This window comes from Bacillus sp. SB49, from assembly GCF_000469135.2.
Lineage (GTDB): Bacteria > Bacillota > Bacilli > Bacillales > Halobacillaceae > Halobacillus.
Map to the genome: position 1 here is coordinate 2,847,654 of NZ_CP048117.1, position 20,646 is coordinate 2,868,299.

Consider the following 20,646-nt stretch of genomic DNA (forward strand, 5'->3'; position numbering starts at 1 on the left):
AAGCCGGGGAACTCGAATTCCCCGGCTACCCTGTTTCTATGCTGAACGACGTTCTTGATTGTGCATCTCCTGCTTTAAACGAAACGGAGCCGTAATCAATGCCAGAATTAAAAATATTCCCATGTATCCGATTACCGGATAAAAGATACTGACAAGCTTTGTAAACCCTGCAAAGCTTAAGATAAATGCGGCTATGATGGAAACAGTAACGAACTTACGGTGGGCAGGTGTGCCGACCGTCGTAAACCTTGCGGAAAGGGAGAAGAACATACTCACTGCGGTATTGAATACCATCCCGAATAGAATAATGGAATATAGGATTCCGAGGGCAGGAGAGAGATCGTCCACCATCTTCAGCATCGGCATATCATACGTGCCCACGACCTCTATTTGAGCGAACATAGCTAGATGACTCAATACGATCATCAGACCGAGGACCAGTCCACCTACAAGACCGCCAAGAGAAGAAATGCGCTCATCGTCTTCATTTCCTCCCATCAATAGAGACATGGAAGCTCCTAATGCCAAGTTCAAAGATACATAATTAATGGAGGACATGAACCAATTGGAAACGGCCGATGGCTGCTCCTGAGCAACCGAGTTCCACTCGGAGAACGTCCCGTCCATGGTGATTAAGCTGTATATCGATACACCGACCACCGAAACGACCAGGAATGGGGTGACGCTGCCGATGATCCGAATGACTTTCTCTACATTTAACATAACCGTCGCCAGAACGATAACACTCATAAGAATGACGCCGAATAACGGGGAAAGACCGAACTGCTGACTAGGTATCGATCCAGCACCAGCAATCATGACGACTCCGATACCGAACAAAGTGAAAATGATAACGTAATCAACGACGACCCCTAAGTATTTTCCGCTTACGCGGTAGATCGCTTCTTTATGAGATTTTGCCTTTAAGCGTGTCCCTATTTTTGTAAGCATCATTCCAAGGTAAGCAAAGAGCGCGGTTGAAATGACCGCTCCTATCGTACCGATCGTACCAAAACTCGTGAAATATTGAAGAATTTCCTGACCGGAAGCAAATCCTGCTCCCACAATGATTCCAATGAATGCACTAGCAATTTTCAATACCCTAATCAAAACATACATCCTCCCAACTCTGTCTTCACCTGGTGATTCAACAAAATGTAAAGGCTTTCAAACCGGTTGAACTACCTCAGCTTATCATGAATGCGTTTTCTTATGTTTGTCATTTTAAACAAACCATAACATATATGTTCGTTTATTTACACAAATAAATCAAGTGTAAAAATGCGGATGTCTGTTCTGAGAAAGCATGATAAAATAGAACTAACCATTGTTATAGAAGGAGAACGGCTATGAAACATTCGACACGTCAGCACCACCCCTATAAAGATATGTTGGATTCTCCAGAGGGGATGGCGGATCAAATTGCCGACAATCTTGGCTGTCCCGTGACTATCGAAGATGCAAACCATCACATTGTTTCCTACAGCAAGCATGAGTCCAACGTCGACGATGCGCGAACGGCTACGATTATGCGGCGTAAAGTTCCAGAGCATGTTGTCAACGGGCTTTGGAAACACGGAATCATGTCCCAGCTGTTCGAAAGCGGCGAACCTATTATTGTCGACAGTATAGACTCTATTGGGCTAGGTAATCGACTGGCTGTGTCTGTTCGCAACAACAAGGAAATCCTTGGTTTCATTTGGGCACAGACAGATAAGGTCACCGTAACGACGGATCATTTGTCCACTATTCGCGAAGCAGCTCAAATGGTAGCCCAGCACCTCCAGCGCCAGCAGGCGAAGAAGCAGAAATCCGAAGAAAACGAAAAAGAATTCTTCTGGCAGTTATTGACCGGAGCCGCCACCAATTCAGAGGATATTCATAAACAGGCAAAGCGGTTTGGCCTTCATTTGTACGGTCAGCTTTGTGTTGCGGTCTTTGAATTTACAGAAGACACGAGCCAGTCCGTCGAGCGTCATGCCTATTATTTATCGGAGACACTGCAGCAGACAAAGATTATCAGCCGTATATTTGATGACCGCCAGCTCATCCTGCTTGTGAGAACCGACAACTTAGAAGATGCGAACAAAATGAGCCAGGCCTTCATTCGTGAATTCACACAAAAGATGAAGGAAAGGCTTGGATTTGAAGATTTAAAAGGTGCTTTCGGACTGGTCTATGATAATCCACAGTCTATTAAGGACAGTTATAAACAAGCGTTGAAGGTATTGGAGCTGAAAGAGCAGTTTCCTGTGAAACTCGCTGAGGTCGATAACTATCAGGATCTCGGTATTTATCAATTCATTAACGAACTCGCCTCCTTACAGAAGCGGGAAAACTATAAAAATGATTCCTTGATGAGATTGAAGGCTTACGACGAACAAAACCGTTCTTCCCTATTGGAAACATTAAAGGTCTTTCTCGAGATGAACAGCAATGTTCACAAAGCCGCTTCCCACATGCACATACACACAAACACGCTGAATTACCGCTTGAAACGGATCCGGGAAATTGGCCATATCGATTTTAAGGATACCAACCAGAAGACGATGCTTTATTTAGATTTGTTGATACAGGAAAGCGAAAGAGAGGATTTGTGATTTTTCACAAATCCTCTCTTTCATTTTTTCACTTTCCCCTAAACAAAAAAATAGTCAGACGAGATATACTTTTCTTACATTCGATTACGAAAGGTGGACCTATCCCATGATTATCGGTATTCCAAAAGAAATTAAAAACAACGAGAACCGCGTAGCCATCACTCCATCCGGTGTTATTCACCTGCTGAAAGCCGGGCACAAAGTGTTGATCGAGACAGAAGCTGGACTTGGCAGCAACTTCACGGACGAAGAATATATTGCATCCGGAGCAACCATTATTGAAAGCGCTTCATCCGTTTGGGAGCAGGCCGAGATGGTAATGAAGGTGAAAGAACCACTACCTGCAGAATATGGATATTTCCGCAAAGGGTTGATCCTTTTCACCTACCTTCACCTCGCTGCTGAGCCGGGCTTAACAAAAGCATTGGTGGATAACGAAGTGACAGCAATCGCTTATGAAACGGTAAGTGCAGATAATAAGCTTCCATTGCTTACTCCAATGAGTGAAGTAGCCGGACGTATGGCTACACAAGTAGGCGCACAGTACTTAGAAAAATCTTTCGGCGGTAAAGGAATTCTATTGAGTGGGGTGCCGGGTGTATCCCGCGGGAATGTCGTGATCATCGGAGGCGGTATCGTCGGAACAAACGCGGCGAAAATCGCAGTCGGTCTCGGTGCACACGTAACCATTCTTGATTTAAACCCTACTCGTCTCCGTGAATTGGATGATCAGTTCGGGGGAGATGTCCAGACGTTAATGTCGAATCCTTTCAATATCGCGGAATCAGTTAAAAATGCGGATCTAGTAATTGGCGCGGTTTTGATTCCTGGAGCGAAAGCACCGAAACTCGTAACCGAGGACATGGTGAAGGAAATGAAAGCAGGCTCTGTTATCGTTGACGTCGCCATCGACCAGGGTGGTAACTTTGAAACAGTCGATCATATCACGACACATGATGAGCCAATCTATGAGAAACATGGCGTCCTCCATTATGCTGTCGCAAACATCCCTGGAGCTGTTCCACGTACGTCCACCATCGCCCTTACAAACGTGACGATTCCTTATGCGGTCCAAATCGCATCGAAGGGTGTCGTGAAAGCAGTAGAAGAAAATACAGCCATCGAGCACGGCTTAAATACAGCGAACGGCCACTTGACTTATGAAGCAGTAGCAAACGATCTCGGTTATGAATATAAACCGGCTCGTGAAGCCATTCGTCAAACCATAGAAGCCTGACACAAAAGCCCCGTTCTTCCCGACGGGGCTTTTCCATTCAGTATATATATGTCTCCGATTGTCTGCTCCGCCACTCAGATTCCAGCATACTCATCTCCCATAAGCTCCAATATTCCTCTCCCACTTTTTGTTTGTCTCTATGTAACCCTTCCTTAATGAATCCTGCCTTCTCATAACAGGAGATGGCTGCTTTGTTGAAGTCAAAGACCCCTAAGCTGACCCGGTGTAATTCCAGTTCATCGAAGGCGACAGCAAGAACTCTGTCGATCATTTGACCGGCATAGCCTTTCCCTCTGGATGATTCTTCACCAATTAATACTTTCCCGATCCGTGCCGACTTATTATGATGATCGATCCTCCCAAGAGAAATATGTCCGATGACCCGCTCATTCTCCATGTCCACCGCTTTAAAGATGAGCACTTCTGAACCCTTTTTGTTCGATCCCCTCCTATAAACTTCAAGCTGCTCTCGATCTAAAGGATAGTCGAAAGTCGGACCCGCCCACTGCATCAGAAACTCCGGAGATTTCACCCACTGGATAAGCTGAGTGAAATCTTCCTTTCTAAAATCATGTAATGTAATCACCTGGCATCCTTCCCTTCTTTTACCTACTACTATAATAATAAAGAAAAGGATAAAAAAACGTCCGAAGAATAAACTTTCGGACGTTTTCCGTATTCAATAGGCTTTCACTAAACCGCCATCGACGACCAGGGCCTGCCCTGTCATGTACGTATTGGCAAACGAGCCGATAAAGGCAACAGATGCCGCGAATTCCTCCGGTGTCCCGTATCTCTGCAGAGGAATGGCTCCCTCTGCCTTTCGTTTCAACTCTTCCACAGACACGCCTGATTCATCCGCCCGCTTCTGATCTAATTGCTCGACGCGTTCTGTCGCAATCCTGCCAGGGCCGACGGTGTTGATCAATATATTATCCGGTGCAAGCTCTTGGGAGAGGCTTTTTGACAGGCCTACGATACCGGCACGAAATGTGTTGGACAGAATGAGATGATCGAGAGACTGCTTGATGGAGGAAGAAGCAATATTGACGATGCGTCCACCGCCCTCTTTCCTCATCGAAGGGAGTACTGCACGAATGGCTCTCGTGAAACTCAATAAATTCAATTCGAAGGCCTGCTGCCAATCTTCATCATGGAAATCATCGAACGTTCCTGCCGGCGGACCGCCGGCATTGTTAATTAACACATCCACTTTCCCGTTCAGCTCCACTGTTCTTTCCATCAAACTACGAATATCTTCCGGTTTGGTGACATCACAAACATGGTAATGGACGTGCTCATTTCCTGTTGCTTCTTTCAGTCCCTCTACGGTCCTTTTCAATTCTTTTTCCTGTCTGCTGGAAATCACTACGTGCGCACCTTCCTGTGCATAAACAGTTGCTACAGCCTTCCCTAATCCTTTGCTCGCAGCCAAAACAACGACAGATTTCCCTTCCAAATTCAAATCCATCTTCCCCATTCTCCTTTCTACTACAAAGCGGAGCGCTGTTCCGGGATCGCCTTTTCCTTTTTAGAACTGGTAATAAGTAGAAGCGCCAGAGCAGCGACCCCCATGATGTCTGTTACAATACCCGGATAGATAAGAAGTAATGCTCCTATACCAGCGACTGCTCGCAGCCAGAACGGCACTCTTTGTCTGAAATGACCTTCCGTCATGACAGAAAGAAGGAACACTCCGGCTAACGATGTAATCGTAATTAAAAGAATATTTCCTGCCGTTGCGTCAATCATCAGCATTTCATGAGAGAATACGAACATAAACGGGACAATGAATCCAGCAATCGCCAGTTTCATAGCCTGGAACCCGGTTTTGTTCGGATTTCCTCCTGCGATTCCGGCTCCAGCAAAGGCAGCAAGGGCAACCGGCGGCGTAATATTCGCAAAGATCCCGAAATAAAAAACGAACATGTGGGCGACAAACGTAGCTGTTTCCGGAGATCCCGCCAATTCCCGATACAATGGAAGCTGAAGCAGGATTGGTGCTGCCATCGTACTTGTAATAATATAGGTTGGAATACTTGGAAGCCCCATTCCCAGGACAATGGATGTAATCATCGTAAGGACCAAGGTTATCAGCAATTGGATAAGCGGACTGTTCACGGCGCTTCCGATACTGACAATGCTGTTGGCAATCTCAAGCGCCACACCGGTGAGGGACGCAATACCCACCACAATTCCTACGGCTCCACATGCAATGGCTACCGGAACAGTGGTCTTCGCTCCATCTTCCAGAGCCTTCAGGCAATCGATGATGGTGACTTCATCGCCTTCGATCTTCAGCCACTTTCTCCAAAGATTTATAACGAGCGGGACAGCAAGAATGAGAAGCAGCTCCCACCAGTCTCCCCGTACGTTCGGCATAGACCCGCCTGATAGGAGAGCAGACAGCTGAGGCTGAAAAATCAAGAACAGCGATACTCCAAGGATAACCGGAATCATCCGCTTCGATCCCGCAATGACAACCGTTGCAATAATGGACCAGAATGCTGCATAAAACGGTGTTTTCCCTGAGAAAAGGAGATACAGCAGTGTCAACATCGGAACAATTAAATGACCTCTTTCTGCCAGCACGGCTCGTAATGAAGGAAGTTCACTTTTAGGGATTCCTTTCAACCCTCGTTTCGATGCACGGAAATGGACTTGCAGCAGGATGCCGACATAAAACAGAAGGGCTGGTATGATTCCCGCCAAAATGATTTTTGTATAGGCGACATTCAAGTTTTCGGCCATAATAAAGGCCGCTGCACCCATGATCGGCGGCAGAATCTGCCCGCCCACACTTGCTGCCGACTCTACTGCCCCGGCAAAATCTTTTTTATAACCAATCTTCTTCATCAAAGGAATGGTGAACGTTCCGGTCGTTACAACGTTCGCTATGGCAGAACCGTTGATCGAACCAAGAAACCCGCTTGCAATGACCGCTACTTTCGCGGGGCCTCCCTTCGTATGTCCCGCTACAGCTAGTGCCAGATCATTAAATAACTGTCCCATGCCGGACCGACCAAGGAACGCTCCGAACAAAATGAACAGAATAATGTAACTGGCAGATACACCAACGGCTGTACCCAGTACCCCCTCCGTTATGAAGATCAGCTGAGAAATGATTTGTTTCGCAACGCTTTGAATGACGACAGGATTCCATTCTGGATACACGGACAGCTTGACGTAAAAGCCATAAATGAGAAAACCCAGCCCCAAAAGCGAAAGCCCCCACCCTGTCACCCTTCTTGTTATATCAAACAAAAGCAGGAGGATCAGGATTCCGACATAGAAATCAACGTCGTTAATTTGGCCGCCTGTTTGAATAATGCGCTCGGCTGTCATCAACATATATACTGCTACAAATAAAGACAATCCAGCCGTTATGTAATCATAGAATGGAATCCCTCTGCTCCCTTTCTTCTTGATGAATGGATACATCAGAAACCCTAATGTCATCAACGTGTATAAATGAATGCTCCTCTGTTTAATATCTACCAGAGACCCTGCATAAGACGTATATAAATGAAAAATAGATAAAGCGACAGCCAATACAGATACCGTCAAAGCGATCGGTTTGGCAATGGCACTCCTCGTCGTACTTTCTCTATCGAAATTCCCATCTACTTCCTGCTTGTTCATGATTTTCACCTCTACTTATTTAATAGTATTTCGAACGAGCATGGACAAGAGGGAGATCTCATTCCCTGCTATCTTAAAGGCTTCCCCCGACGCTAAGTCCAACTGCTCCCGGTTTCCTATGCGCAGACCATGGTTGGTTCGATCCCCCGTCCGGACGATCAGTTGTTCTCCAATGTTTCGGGAGATCCCTTCCATGTAGACCCAGCCGTCCTTCACATATGTCTCTGTACCAATATCATTGGGCACACCCGCCCCGAAGGTTTTAAACCTTGTATTAATCAATCGGATTTTATCCTGTTCCATGAGAAACGTCTCTTCCCAATCTTCATTTTCTACGGAATGTGTCCACCGGATGGACAGCTCCGTGCCATCCTTTATAAAAAAACACTCCTCCATGCTTTCCGAAGAAACGGTAAGCGTATGGACTTGTAATGTCAGAAGAAGAAAACAGACAGCAGCGACATTTACTGCTCGGACATATCCGGTCATCGATGGAAAAAAGGGCACCCTGTTGATGCCCTTCCCCTTCACTCCAGAATGCCTTCTTCTTCATAGAATTTTTTCGCCCCAGGATGAAGAGGTGCAATCAAGCCTTTTGCGATTTCTTCACGTTCCAACTGCTTCAGTACACCAATGGACACTTCCTCTGAACCAAGATAGTCGTAGTAGCGCTTCGTCATATCATAGACGACGTCCTCGCTCAAATCCTTAGAAACGATGATCATGTTCTGGATGCCTACCGTTTCCACTGCGTCAGACAAGTCATAAACAGCCTCGTCGCCGGCTTCGATCGTATACGGTTTATAGAAAGGATACTTCTCCATCAATGCATCCGCCGTCGCTCCACTGATTTCGACGAAAGTAATATCCGTCTGCTGCATTAAATCAGTGATGTTGCTGTTGGGTACGCCGGACGTAAAGAAGGCAGCATCCAGGTTGCCGTTTTTCATTTCCTGCACACTGTCCGCATAGCCGGTATGGGTGACCTTGGATAAGTCATCATAAGTAAGATCGACCGCTTCCAGCACCTTCTTCGCACTTTGCTCTACTCCGGATCCTACCTTACCGACACCGACTTTCTTCCCCTTCAAATCTTCAACCGTGGAAATACCGCTGCTTTTCAAAGCCACAATCTGTACCACGTTCGGATACATGCCTGCCATGGCTTGGACGTCGACGGAATTCCCTTCAAACTGCCCTATTCCTTCTATCGCGTCATAGCCGACATCACTCATGATCGTGGCCATTTGATTCAGGCTGTCCTTGATATTCTGAATGTTAGCCACAGATGCTCCTGTGGATTCGACCGTCACGTTGCTGATTAATTCACTTTCTTCCAGGACAGGCTTTAAAGCACCTCCGATCGGATAATAGGAACCCGATGTACCACCTGTGCCAAAGACAATCGATTCCGCACCGTCTCCACCTTCTCCAGAAGCCCCTTCCGATCCCCCGCCGCAAGCAGCAAGAAGTACCAACGATAAAAACATGACTGCAGACCATATGTATTTCTTCATCAAACCATCCTCCGTTTCTTAATTTTCTAAAAATTATGATAACGCTTTCATTCAGGGAAGGGAACCTTTTGACCATATTGGACATTTTGGTCTTTTTGGTCATAAAAATAGACGACTCCTTTTCTGGAATCGCCTTATCTTTTATATAGTCTTTTGTCACCTTTCAGTATGGAATATATGCAAAGATCATCAAATTTCCCAAGTGTATATTCATAATTCCTGAGCAGTCCTTCCTTCATGAAACCATGACGGGTGACCATCTGTCCGGAGGCAGTATTATCCGGTTCAATCAATGCCTCCACCCGTTCTAAACCCAGCGTTTCAAATCCATAATCAAGGACGGCATCCAGTGCTTCTGAAGCAATTCCTTTTTTCCAATGAGATCTGCTTAATTCAAAGCCGATTTCGGCACGATAATGCTCCTTCTTCCAATGGAGATAACCACAGCTACCAATGACCTTATCGTCTTCTCTCCTTGTCACTCCCCACCGGATGCCGGTACCTTCTTTTCTAATCTTTCGGTACCATGCCACTTCCTTCCGGGCATCAGCAACTGTGATGGATGGTGCTAATCCGAGGTGTGCAACCACCTCTTCATCCGACAGGTATTCCAACATATCTCCTGCGTCTCCATCCGATACTTCTCTTAGAACCAAACGTTCTGTTACGAGCTTCGGGAAGTCTCCCATATCATTCTCTCTCCTTCTAATTATAGCGATAGCGGTTGACTGGTCTTCCTACACCTCCGTACTGAAGATCCAAAGTAACCACGCCCTGCTTTTGAAGATACTCCAAATAACGTCGAGCAGTCACGCGTGCCATACCCAGTCCGTCCGAAACTTCTTCCGCAGAGAGCGCTTCCGATCGACTTTGTATATACTCCTGGACTTGCTCCAGCGTCTTCTCATTCAACCCTTTGGGCAGTGTTTCGTTTCTAGTCTTTTTTTCTCTTTTTAAAAAGGTGTCCAACTGATCCTGACCCAAGTCCCCCTCACCGGTTGTTTTGCTGTAATAAGAATGGTAAGACAGCAATGCCTGCTGAAGCCTTTCAAACTTGAAAGGTTTCATAATGTAATCATGCACCCCGTACCGCAGCATAGCCCGTACCGTCTCTTTCTCCTTCGCTGCTGAGATGACAATGATATCGGAGGGAAAGGCATGCGCCCTGATTTCCTTGATGGTCTGCTTCCCATCTTTCTCCGGCATATACACATCCAGTACAATCAGATCCGGAGACAACTTCTCAGCCAGTTCCACTCCTTCTCTCCCATTCCCTGCTGTCGCGATGACTTGAAAGGGAGTCACCTGCTCAATGAACTGGCGATTGACTTCCTGCACCATCGGATCATCCTCAATTAACAACACATTAATTACTGGCTTCACACTCATGATACCTCTCCTTCCATCGGTATGGTTAACAAGACACTCGTTCCTTCTCCAGGTTTGGTAACAACCTCCCAGTCCCCGCGGCCCTTCTCCACGATCTGTTTCACCAAAAACAGACCGATTCCGGATCCCGTCTCCTTCGTTGTAAACCCTTTGTCGAACATCCGAATCCGTTCCTCTTCTGTCATTCCTCTGCCGTTGTCTTCTACTGAGATCACACAGGAACATCGACCCTGAATCACAGAAATATCCAACCATTTCTGTTCTTTATAGATTCCGTCAAACGATTGGAAGGCGTTCTCAATCAAGTTGCCGATTATAATGACGAAATCGTGCTGATCCAATAAAGGAGGAAAAACGTGCATTTCACTGTAGTCATCCAATGTAACCTCGATTCCAAGCTCCAGACCTCTCGATATTTTACTGAGAAGCAGACCGGCAATGCTGTAATGAGGAAAACGCTGCATGAGGAACCCGGATAAACGTTCCTGATTTTCCGATGTATCAAAAACAAAATCCAACGCCTCTTCTCTCTTGTCCAGTTGAATCAACCCTGCAATGGTATGTAGTTTATTCAGGTGTTCATGGTTCTGTATTCTTAACGCATCCACAAACGCTTTGACTCCCGTCAGTTCTTCAGCGAGCTCTTTTACTTCCGTACGGTCTTGAAATACCATGACAGCTCCGACGATTTCCTCCTCAATCCTAATCGGTATGGAAGTACTTAGAATAACTGTCTGATCCATTCGAACTTCTTTGTTTCTTACCTGCTCCCCGGTCACTAATGAATGGATAATTCCTACATCCGGAATAACACGCTTCCAATGCTGATTCAGGAAATCTCCCTGTAGAGAAAGGATGGCTTTTGCTTTCTCATTCATAATCGTGATCCGGCCTTCCTTGTCAATGGCAATGATCCCTTCATTCATCGCCTGAAAGGTAGCTGTTCGTTCTACGAGCAGCTGAACAATTTCATGAGGCTCAAGACGATAGGTCCCTTCTTTTAAATGACGGGCGAGCATCCAGGAACCGACGATGCCGAAGCTCAAAGTTAGAAGTAATACGAACAATATCTCCCCTTTAACCGCCCCAAGAATATCAAACCAGGAAGGAAGCAGGTTCCCGACGATGACCACTCCGATCTGTTCATGATTCTCATTCATGACGGGGACGAATCCTCGTACGGCAATCCCTGAATCACCCTTGGCTTTGGAGACATAGCTGTGTTCTGCGAAGGCAGGCCCTTCATCCTTCCCAGCAGAAGCTGTCCCGAGTTTGGAAACCATTGGATGGGAGTAGCGGATACGATTCATGTTCAAAACGACGATGTAATCTGCTTGATTGACCATCCGGATTTGTTCGACAATCGGGTTAATGACTTTCCACCCTTCTGATTCTCTCAACCCATCTTCTATTGCCGGCAGGTTAGCGACCGTTCTCCCTGTCATAAGGGACCGTTCCCCTAAAGACTCCTCCTGCGACTCGACGGCATTACCGATAATGACGATTCCTCCGATTAAGATGGAGAACAGGACAATCCCAAAAGACAGAATGGTAATCTTCCACCGGATCGGCATTTGTTTCACTGGCATACATAAGCTCCTTCACTCCATCACTTCTTCTAGTGTATCACTTAAAAGTAAATCTATGGTACACTGTTGTAAACGATTTCAAGAGGGGGATTCTCATTGAAATCATTTCTGGCGATTGCCCTGCTTCTCTTTCTCGGAATCGCTTCAGCATTATTCTTCGGCCGGGATTTCAGTGAGACTGCCCAGTCGCTTGAATATGACGACGAACAGGAAGGATTAAAGGAAGCGGTTGTTATCAACTTCAGTCATGTTGCAGCAGAAAACACACCGAAGGGAATGGCTGCAAGAAAGTTCGCCGAGCTTGTGGAGGAGCGTTCTGCCGGCAAGATAAAAGTAAATGTATATTCCAACGGCTCTCTGTACAATGACAAGAATGAATATGAGGCATTAAAAAGCGGCCACGTCCAAATGATTGCGCCGGCAACATCCAAAATGACCATCCACTTCCCAAGCTGGCAGATTCTCGATCTTCCTTTCGCTTTCCGTAATGTAAGCGAGGTTAAAGCCGTGTATGAAGGAGCGACCGGTGAAGCACTGCTCGGAGAGTTAGAAGAGGACGGTTTAAAAGGAATGACCTTCTGGTATAACGGGTTTAAACAGATAACGAGCAACAAGCATCCACTCATCATGCCGGAGGATTTTGAGCAAATGCATTTCCGGATCATGCCGAGTCCAGTACTTAAAGCTCAGTTCGAAGCGCTTGGAGCAAGCACAAGCGAACTCCCATTCAATGAAACTTACAACAATCTGGAGGTCGACTTCATTGATGGACAGGAAAATACAATCTCCAACATTTACACCAAGAAACTTTACATAGAACAAGCACACATGACCATCAGCAACCATGGGTATTTAGGATATGTGGTGTTGATGAATGAAGACTTTTGGGAACAGTTAACGGACAGCCATCAGCAAATACTGACCGAAACTATGGAAGAAACGACGGCGTGGATCGAACGTCATTCCATTGAAATGAATGACGCTTATCTGAGGCAGATGAAAAGGGACGAATCCATTGAGATTCATTACTTGACCCCCGCTGAAAGGGAAGAGTGGCAGAAGGCGATGGAAGCTGTTTACAGACGTCCTTCCACGTTAACCGAAAACAAATGAAGAAAGAGGCGGAATAGAATGAAAACCATTTTTGTAGCGGGACACGCAAAGCTCCCCGGAGGTATGGCTGCCAATCACATCTCCGAGTCGTTGACATTGACACTGGAGATTGACAGGAAATACGGGGTAATTATTGATGCTTCCTGTACCCTGGCAACCGATCATGGCAGGGAATATATAAAATCTCTCCTAAAAGGATACAGCCTGAAAGACGGCACGGAAGAACCTGTTGCGAGCCTCAGAGAAGGATACCTCGGTAAAGCCGGCAACGCTCTTGAAGCTGCCTTGAAAGACTCTTACAAACAATATCAGCTCCATCACTGACAAAAGCACCATTGCCCGGGCAATAGTAAAAGGACCAGACTTCATCTGGTCCTTCCTTTTTTACTGCACATTCTCTTACCCGGCCTTCCTGCCGGCAACCTCAGGCATTCTCCTGGCAATTTCTTTTCCTATCTCCAACGAAGCCGTTGCCGCAGGAGAGGGAGCATTACACACATGGACCGTCCTTTTCCCTGCAATGATATGAAAATCATCTACCAATCTTCCGTCTTTCAACATGGCCTGCGCCCGCACCCCCGATTTTGTCGGGATGACATCCTCCGTTCCAATTTCCGGAACCAGACGCTGCAGGCTCTTCACGAAGCTCTGCTTATGAAAAGAGCGGAGCATTTCCTTCGATCCCTCTTTCACGTTCGCTCCGGCAAGCTTCCAAAATCCCGGGAAGGAGAGGACGTCCAAAGCATCCCTCCATCCAAAATCCGTCTTCTTGTACCCTTCCCGCTTCCAGCTCAGGACGGCATTAGGTCCTGCATGGACACCTCCGTCGATCATCTTCGTCAAATGCACACCAAGGAAAGGGAAATCAGGGTTCGGTATCGGATAGATTAATCCTTTCACCAGGTGAGCCTTCTCAGGTGTCAATTCGAAATATTCCCCTCGGAAAGGAATGATTCTTACATCCGTGTGAATACCTGCCATCTTTACAAGTCGATCACTGAAAAGTCCTGCACAGTTGACCATGTACCTCGTACGTATCGTCTTCTTTTCTGTCTCGATGTTCACATCTTCGGGTCCTTCGTTGATGGAACGGACGGCTTCTCCCATTAAAAATTCTGCGCCGCCGCCTTCCAACAGAGCCTTTAATTTGTGACTAACCTGCTTATAATCGACGATTCCGGTGGAAGGAACCTTTAACCCGGCAAGCCCGGCGACATGAGGTTCAATAGCGGTTAGTTCCCGCTTGTCCACCCTTGTCACGTTCAGCCCATTTTCCTGAACTCGTTTGTAAAGCGCTTCTAAACGCGGCAGCTCTTCCTGTTCCGTCGCTACCAGAACCTTTCCGCAGATATCGTGTGGAATGTTATGCATCCTGCAGAACGCTTCCATACTGTTCCGACCCTGAACGGCCATTTTCGCTTTTAAACTTCCCGGCTGGTAGTAAACCCCGGAATGGATGACGCCGCTGTTTCTGCCCGTTTGATGTTCTGCTATTTCTTTTTCTTTCTCGATAACGATTATCCTTGCATGTGGATGTTCCTGCATCAGTGCATAGGCAGTCGATAATCCTACAATTCCTCCACCAATGATTCCATAATCATACATCTGCATTCCCCCTTATTGTAAGAACCTCCCGCGCTGTCGGAGCAGCTCTCGGTGCAGGGATTCATTCCTCTCGAAACCGGCTCTCCCGTGCAGCCAAAAGCGGTTGTTGAGCATAACCAAGTCTCCGACCGGCAGTTCCAGCTCCAATACTCCAGCCGAATTTTCCATTGAACGGGATAACTGACTTAAGTATTGAGCTTCCTGCATCGTTTCGGGATACACAAATTGATCGATAAAGCAGATACAAGGTTTGTTATTCCACATATAAAATGTTTTGCGCGTAACTTCCTCCGACACGTTCTTACTGGCCGGCGCCTTATAAACAAATGGATGTTTCCCCAGCGGCTGGTTATAAAAGTAATCGAAATCCTCCCAATCATCCAAGTGCAGCAGACGGGAACTGCCACCGACCGCATTTTCTTCTTCCATCTTCATCATCAAGAGCCAGTCCGTTGGCTCATCGACATACGTACCATCTGTATGAAGGGTGAAGCGGCGATATGCCTGGCGAAGATACGAATCACTGTCATCTGTATGTTTCACGGAAAAGCGTGCGTAATACTTTTTAGACATGGCATCAAAGTTAGGAACTCCGGCAAGATGGGAAAGAGCTGTCGAGAACTTCACATAATCCTCTGTGGATGACGTACGCCCCTGTAATCCGATAGTAAAGCCTCCGGAATTTCTGTCGTGAAGCATCGTACAGACAAGCGTTTGAAAGTCTTCGTCTAACAATTGCATCAGAGCATCAGCCACGATCAGACGCTGGTAGGGTATATACTCCAGTTGTTCCACACTGATATCCTGCACTTCGTTCAAGAACTGGGTAACGACTTCTTCTTCCAATTGAATGGAATATAATCGCTGGTGTTTCGGATGCGGCGCAATGTTATACCCTCTTCCAGCAAAAGTACGGAGACTATCTTTCTTCATTTCTACTGCACACATGTTTACTCCTCCATTTATTAAGTAGTAGGATATCCAGGGCCCTGGAAACGAAAAAAGCCAGTTTTCTCCCTTCTCTAAGGAGAAAACTGGCTTATACTGCGAATTCATCTCTGGATCCGGCAGAGACGAGACAGTCTTTACAGTTTCATTTTTTATTTTACGAAACGTTCTTTGTAACCGGTTGATGAAAGGGGCTTCCTCTCTATCTGGTTACTTCTAATTTGATAGTACAACTAACTGAAATTTCTGTCAATACCTTCATCCTAAAAAGAGAGCACCATAAATAAGAGCCCCGAGGATGACGAACGCAGGGTTTAGTTTAACCTTCTCCAATAATACAAAGCTGACCACAATCAGTCCGGCTGTCTGGACGGTACCACTACCTTCATAAGAATTATGGAAGAATTCAAAAGCCATAACTCCCAGCAGAACAGCGATGACCGGCCGGATCAAACTCGTCATTTCCTTGACACGCGGGGAGTCTTTGAACTTAGATAATAAACGCATTAAGAACATCATTAAAATCAGGGACGGAGCAACTGTAGCAAACACTCCGACAAATGCACCTAATACTCCAGCCTGTTGATATCCGATTAAGCCGGCAATTTTCGTATTAATTGGTCCGGGCAGGGCATTTGCCAAGGCCAGCATTTCACTAAATTCAGAAACGGACATCCAGCCGAAACGGTCAACGATCTCGTTTTCCGTCAATGGAATGGCAGAAGGACCTCCCCCATAACCGACGATACCAGGGATGAAAAATGCAAGAAAGATCTTCCATAATATCATGACGCCTGCCCCCTCTCTTTTTTACGAGGACGAAGCAGTGCGTAGGCCAACAGGGCCGCTATAAGTATAGCAGGGTGAACTCCCATCCATTCCATTAGGAAAAGCGAGAGAAGTCCAAGCGAAATGGCAAGAAGCCATCCCATATGTCCTTTCGCTTTTATCATAAAATCATAGGTGAGTTTAGCGAGCATGACTCCGACGACAGGAACGACTGCCTTCGTCATTCCGGACACCCATGCCTGATCTCTAAAGTTATTTAAAGATGTGAGGAAAATGATCAACAACACGATGGTTGGAAGGACCGAAGCCACCAGTGCATTCATCATCCCGACTACGCCCGACACGCGATAACCGATATATCCAGCCATTTTTGTGGCAATCGGGCCGGGCAGGGAATTCGCAAGAGCAAGGACGTCCCCGAACTCATCATCCGACATCCATTTATATTTCTCGACCACTTCCTTATGCACAAGAGGAATAGAAGATGGGCCGCCGCCATAGCCGAGCATGCCTACTCGGAAAAATGCTATAAAAATATCCCACTGTACCATTACCATACTCCTTTCTCCGCTCCCCACTGTACTCCAAATCGATTGGATTTTCTACTCTTACCTATCTCCTCTGGTACAATAAAGGGAAGCAAAAGAAGGGAGTCTTGCCGTTCATGAAATTTGTATTAGCACCGGATTCATTCAAAGGCAGTTTATCGTCAATCGAAGTCAGTCAGGCGATGAAACAGGCCATTCGCGCAGTTCTACCGGATACAGAAACCAGGGCTATACCGATGGCGGATGGAGGAGAAGGAACCATCGAAGCATTGGCAGCCTCTATTCCTCATGAAAAAATCTCCTTCCCATGTACCGGCCCCCTGGGAGAAGAATCGACGGGCTGGTATGTCAAGACGGAAGATAGAGCAATTATAGAAGGTGCAGCCATCGCGGGACTTCCTCTCGTCCCAAAGGACAAAAGAAACCCTGATCATACGACAAGCTACGGCATCGGCCAGGCAATCAGACATGCGCTCGATGAGGGGCTGCGCGACTTCATCATCGCAATCGGCGGCAGTTCTACAAATGACGGGGGACTCGGTATGCTTCAGGCTCTTGGAATAAAAGCATTAGATGGTAACCGACAGGCTGCAGGTATCTTCGGTAAAGACTTACATAACGTCGAGCATATGGACTTTACGACCATCGACCCAAGGGTGTCGGAAGCGACGATTCAAGTAGCCTGTGATGTCGATAATCCATTAACAGGTAAATCCGGGGCCAGTCACGTTTATGGCAGGCAAAAGGGAGCAACAACAGAGCAGATACTCGCCTATGATCAAGCGTTATCGTGTTATGGGAAATTGGTAGAAGAAGCAGTAGGTCATCCACTGATGGATCAGAAGGGAGCAGGTGCTGCAGGAGGACTTGGATTTGCTTTCCTGGCGCTTGGCGGCATCCTTACGTCCGGAGCCCAACTCGTGGGAGAGGCCGTCCAATTGGAAGAAGCGGTCCGGCATGCAGATTTGGTGATTACGGGGGAAGGGCAGAGTGACGATCAAACACTTTACGGCAAAGCACCAGGGTATATCGCCGAGCTATGCCACCGGCACAAAAAGCCGGTCATTCTCCTCTCCGGAAGCCTGGATGGAGATATTGAAAAACTCAACGATCGATTCACCGCCTGCTTCTCCATTGTACCAGGACCCAGGACACTCGATGACTGCCTGGACCATGCAGAAGCCTATGTGAAGCAAGCAACCACACAAATCGTACGGTTATTTAACCATAAGTGAGAGGAGGGCGCATGGCCCTCCTCTTTTTTATCTGATCAACTTGAACGTCCCCATTCCTTTGGCAGCCATCACACCCTCCGTGTCATACATTTCTGCTTCCGCAGTAACAATCTTATAGCCTTGCTGCAGCAACTTTCCTTTGGCGTAGAGATCGCCTCCAGAAACCGGTGCAAGATAATGGACATTCAGGTTTATAGTAGAACAGCGCGTCTTGGTCGCAGAACGGATGGTCATCCCGAGAATCAAGTCGATCATGGATGCGTGGACGCCTCCGTGCAACGTGCCGTTTACATTTCTAAGCTTATCTGTCACAGCAAGCTTCAGAAGAACATCCCCCTCTTCAAAGCGTATAATTTCAAACCCAATGTGCTGGAAATAAGGACTTTGTTCAAAACTCAAACGAACATCATCAACAGAAGCAAGCATGGAGTTATCCCCCTTCATTTCCCCTGGAAAACAGCTCTGCGTTTTTCCATAAAGGCCTTGGTCCCCTCATTTTTATCTTCCGAATTGAACAGGATCGCCTGAGACAGCTTTTCAAGAAGCAAGCCGGTCTTCATATCCGTCTCCGCTCCCATGTGTACGGTCAGCTTGGCAAGCTGGACTGCCAACGGTCCTTTGGCGAGGATCTTTGCAGACACTTCCTCCACTTTTGCTTTCAGGTGCTCCGGCGGTACCATGTCGGTTACAAGTCCTATTCTAAGCGCCTCCTCTGCTTCGATGACTTTTCCGGTCAAAATCATTTCCAATGCTTTTCCTTTTCCGACAAGCCTTGTAAGCCGCTGGGTGCCTCCTGCCCCGGGGATGATGGACAAATTCAGTTCAGGAAGACCAAACTTTGCGTTAGAAGAAGCGATACGGATATCACAAGCCATAGCCAGTTCACATCCGCCACCTAAGGCGAGACCGTTGACCATGGCAACCGTCGGCTTTTCAAAACTCTCGATACGATCGTACACTTGCTGCATATCGTTTTCCTTTAAGGCATCGATGCCTTTCTTGTCAGGCATTTGACTAATATCCGCTCCGGCTGCGAACGCTTTCTCCCCGCTTCCAGTGAAGACGACGAGTTCGACTTCCGGATCGGCTGACGCTCGATCCAGTGCCTCACTCATCTCCTCAAGCGTCTGTTTATTCAGTGCATTCCTTACTTCCGGACGATCGATCCTTAAATATGCGAGCTTCCCTTCTTTTCCATATTGAAGCATTTTCTCCTTCATACGTCTCATCCCTTCCTTTTTTGGTCGATTTGTTCCACCATCAATGCCATTCCCTGTCCTCCGCCGGCGCATAAAGCAGCAATTCCTACCTGTTCGTTACGTTTCCTCATTTCGTGGAGCAGGGTTACAAGTATCCTCGCGCCGCTGGCACCGACTGGATGACCTAAGGCGATGGCTCCTCCATTGACGTTGACGCGTTCCCTGTCCAGTCCGAGCTCCTGTATGACAACAAGGGATTGAGAGGCGAACGCTTCGTTCAGTTCGAATAAGCCGATATCTTCCATTCTCTTCCCTGTCCTTTGCAGAAGCTTCATAACGGCAGGTATCGGGCCGATCCCCATAATCTCCGGAGACACTCCCGAAGCAGCCCAATCCACAACCCGGGCGAGAGGAGTCAGCCCCATCTCCTCAGCCTTTGATGCGCGCATCATAATTAGTGCAGCTGCACCATCATTACGACCACAGGCATTTCCGGCTGTTACGGTGCCGCCTTCTTTAAAAACGGTCGGTAATGCGGCTAGTTTCTCCTCCGTTGTCTCCGGACGTGGATATTCATCCGTTTCAAAAATACTGGTACCTCCCCGCTTATTTAAAGAAACCGGAACAATCTCATTCTTAAACTTCCCGTTGCTGACAGCTCTTCCAGCCCGCCGCTGGCTTTCCGCAGCAAACTGATCCTGTTCTTTCCGTGAAATACCGTAGCGCTCTGCGACATTTTCCGCTGTCACCCCCATCCCAAGACCACTTCCATATAGTTCATGAGGTTGCTGCCCTGCTTCTGTATTGGAGTCGACAAGGTGTGTCCGGTCGCCCCCAAACCTTGCGTTTCTAAGATATATTGGTGATCTGCTCATGCTTTCCGTTCCTCCTGCCACAACGATGTCCGCCTGCTTGAAAAGGATTTGCTGGACGGCGGAAGCGACACACTGCAGACCGGAAGCACATAAGCGGTTGATCGTATAGGCGGGAGATTCTTCCGGAATTCCTGCACGCAGAGCTGCGACCCTTGCGACATTGGAGGCTTCCGTTGTCTGCCTGACTTCTCCAAAAATCACCTCGTCGACTTGATCTTTTCCCACTCCCGAACGGTCCAGAGAAGCTTTAATGACAGTCGCTGCTAGGCTTGAGGAGGGCTGGTCCTTCAACGCTCCCCCGTATCGGCCGATTGCGGTTCGGACAGCACTGACAATGACGACGTCTTCCATCTCATTCCT

Annotated in this window: 21 protein-coding genes; 5 read left to right on the forward strand and 16 right to left on the reverse strand. The window is 47.2% G+C overall.

All coding sequences use genetic code 11. The features are described from left to right. Nucleotides 1-36: 36 nt before the first annotated feature. Nucleotides 37-1,110, reverse strand: coding sequence for a YkvI family membrane protein (locus M662_RS14970; protein WP_008634157.1), 1,074 nt, complete (start codon nt 1,108-1,110; stop codon nt 37-39). Nucleotides 1,111-1,349: 239 nt separating this feature from the next. Between M662_RS14970 and M662_RS14975 the strand changes: the two genes are divergently transcribed. Then, on the forward strand, nt 1,350-2,600 hold the full coding sequence (locus tag M662_RS14975; RefSeq protein ID WP_008634156.1) for a PucR family transcriptional regulator: 1,251 nt from the start codon (nt 1,350-1,352) through the stop codon (nt 2,598-2,600). Nucleotides 2,601-2,706: 106 nt separating this feature from the next. Next, the gene (gene ald, locus M662_RS14980) at nt 2,707-3,837 is read left to right on the forward strand and encodes an alanine dehydrogenase (RefSeq protein WP_008634155.1); all 1,131 of its coding nucleotides are present in this window, start codon (nt 2,707-2,709) and stop codon (nt 3,835-3,837) included. Nucleotides 3,838-3,874: 37 nt separating this feature from the next. Here ald and M662_RS14985 read toward each other — a convergent pair whose 3' ends face one another. The 8 genes from M662_RS14985 to M662_RS15020 form a co-directional block, all read right to left on the reverse strand. Continuing rightward, on the reverse strand, nt 3,875-4,423 hold the full coding sequence (locus tag M662_RS14985) for a GNAT family N-acetyltransferase (RefSeq protein ID WP_026578178.1): 549 nt from the start codon (nt 4,421-4,423) through the stop codon (nt 3,875-3,877). A gap of 93 nt (nt 4,424-4,516) precedes the next feature. Continuing rightward, the gene (locus tag M662_RS14990) at nt 4,517-5,308 is read right to left on the reverse strand and encodes an SDR family oxidoreductase (RefSeq protein ID WP_026578177.1); all 792 of its coding nucleotides are present in this window, start codon (nt 5,306-5,308) and stop codon (nt 4,517-4,519) included. Between the two features lie 20 nt (nt 5,309-5,328). Further along, nucleotides 5,329-7,479: a TRAP transporter permease gene (locus M662_RS14995; RefSeq protein ID WP_008634152.1), complete on the reverse strand. Its 2,151-nt coding sequence runs from the start codon at nt 7,477-7,479 to the stop codon at nt 5,329-5,331. A 15-nt stretch (nt 7,480-7,494) separates the two neighbouring features. Then, the gene (locus M662_RS15000; protein ID WP_051348927.1) at nt 7,495-8,010 is read right to left on the reverse strand and encodes a DUF1850 domain-containing protein; all 516 of its coding nucleotides are present in this window, start codon (nt 8,008-8,010) and stop codon (nt 7,495-7,497) included. Continuing rightward, nucleotides 8,007-8,996: a TAXI family TRAP transporter solute-binding subunit gene (locus M662_RS15005; protein WP_035388316.1), complete on the reverse strand. Its 990-nt coding sequence runs from the start codon at nt 8,994-8,996 to the stop codon at nt 8,007-8,009. The genes M662_RS15000 and M662_RS15005 overlap by 4 nt, the downstream gene beginning before the upstream one ends. 134 nt (nt 8,997-9,130) lie before the next feature. Beyond that, on the reverse strand, nt 9,131-9,685 hold the full coding sequence (locus M662_RS15010) for a GNAT family N-acetyltransferase (protein WP_026578175.1): 555 nt from the start codon (nt 9,683-9,685) through the stop codon (nt 9,131-9,133). Nucleotides 9,686-9,701: 16 nt separating this feature from the next. Beyond that, entirely contained in the window at nt 9,702-10,385 is a 684-nt protein-coding gene (locus tag M662_RS15015; protein ID WP_026578174.1) for a response regulator, read from the reverse strand. Next, complete coding sequence (locus tag M662_RS15020; protein ID WP_035388314.1) at nt 10,382-11,974, reverse strand: ATP-binding protein; 1,593 nt, start codon at nt 11,972-11,974, stop codon at nt 10,382-10,384. Before M662_RS15020 ends, M662_RS15015 begins: the two co-directional genes overlap by 4 nt. 96 nt (nt 11,975-12,070) lie before the next feature. On the opposite strand from M662_RS15020, the gene M662_RS15025 reads away from it, so the two are divergent. Next, a complete protein-coding gene (locus tag M662_RS15025) occupies nt 12,071-13,087 on the forward strand; it encodes a DctP family TRAP transporter solute-binding subunit (RefSeq protein ID WP_026578172.1) in 1,017 nt (338 codons plus the stop codon). An 18-nt stretch (nt 13,088-13,105) separates the two neighbouring features. After that, a complete protein-coding gene (locus M662_RS15030; RefSeq protein ID WP_008634146.1) occupies nt 13,106-13,411 on the forward strand; it encodes a DUF3870 domain-containing protein in 306 nt (101 codons plus the stop codon). A gap of 75 nt (nt 13,412-13,486) precedes the next feature. On the opposite strand, the gene lhgO is transcribed toward M662_RS15030, so the two are convergent. The 4 genes from lhgO to M662_RS15050 form a co-directional block, all read right to left on the reverse strand. Next, nucleotides 13,487-14,692 (reverse strand): L-2-hydroxyglutarate oxidase, encoded by a 1,206-nt coding sequence (gene lhgO, locus M662_RS15035; RefSeq protein WP_026578171.1) that lies wholly within the window; start codon nt 14,690-14,692, stop codon nt 13,487-13,489. Nucleotides 14,693-14,704: 12 nt separating this feature from the next. Beyond that, nucleotides 14,705-15,640: a glutarate dioxygenase GlaH gene (gene glaH / locus M662_RS15040; RefSeq protein ID WP_026578170.1), complete on the reverse strand. Its 936-nt coding sequence runs from the start codon at nt 15,638-15,640 to the stop codon at nt 14,705-14,707. A 258-nt stretch (nt 15,641-15,898) separates the two neighbouring features. After that, nucleotides 15,899-16,429, reverse strand: coding sequence for a chromate transporter (locus tag M662_RS15045; RefSeq protein WP_008637689.1), 531 nt, complete (start codon nt 16,427-16,429; stop codon nt 15,899-15,901). Then, entirely contained in the window at nt 16,426-16,980 is a 555-nt protein-coding gene (locus M662_RS15050) for a chromate transporter (protein ID WP_026578169.1), read from the reverse strand. Before M662_RS15050 ends, M662_RS15045 begins: the two co-directional genes overlap by 4 nt. Nucleotides 16,981-17,093: 113 nt before the next feature. Here M662_RS15050 and M662_RS15055 point away from each other — a divergent pair, with 113 nt between their 5' ends. Continuing rightward, nucleotides 17,094-18,212 (forward strand): glycerate kinase, encoded by a 1,119-nt coding sequence (locus M662_RS15055; protein ID WP_026578168.1) that lies wholly within the window; start codon nt 17,094-17,096, stop codon nt 18,210-18,212. Between the two features lie 27 nt (nt 18,213-18,239). On the opposite strand, the gene M662_RS15060 is transcribed toward M662_RS15055, so the two are convergent. The 3 genes from M662_RS15060 to M662_RS15070 are packed head-to-tail and all read right to left on the reverse strand — an operon-like array spanning nt 18,240 to nt 20,637. Beyond that, nucleotides 18,240-18,638 carry a PaaI family thioesterase gene (locus tag M662_RS15060; RefSeq protein WP_026578167.1) on the reverse strand — a complete coding sequence of 133 codons (399 nt, stop codon included), beginning with the start codon at nt 18,636-18,638 and terminating at the stop codon, nt 18,240-18,242. Between the two features lie 14 nt (nt 18,639-18,652). After that, nucleotides 18,653-19,432, reverse strand: a complete 780-nt coding sequence (locus M662_RS15065; protein WP_026578166.1) for an enoyl-CoA hydratase/isomerase family protein — start codon at nt 19,430-19,432, stop codon at nt 18,653-18,655. A 5-nt stretch (nt 19,433-19,437) separates the two neighbouring features. Beyond that, complete coding sequence (locus M662_RS15070; protein WP_026578165.1) at nt 19,438-20,637, reverse strand: thiolase family protein; 1,200 nt, start codon at nt 20,635-20,637, stop codon at nt 19,438-19,440. Nucleotides 20,638-20,646 lie beyond the last annotated feature (9 nt).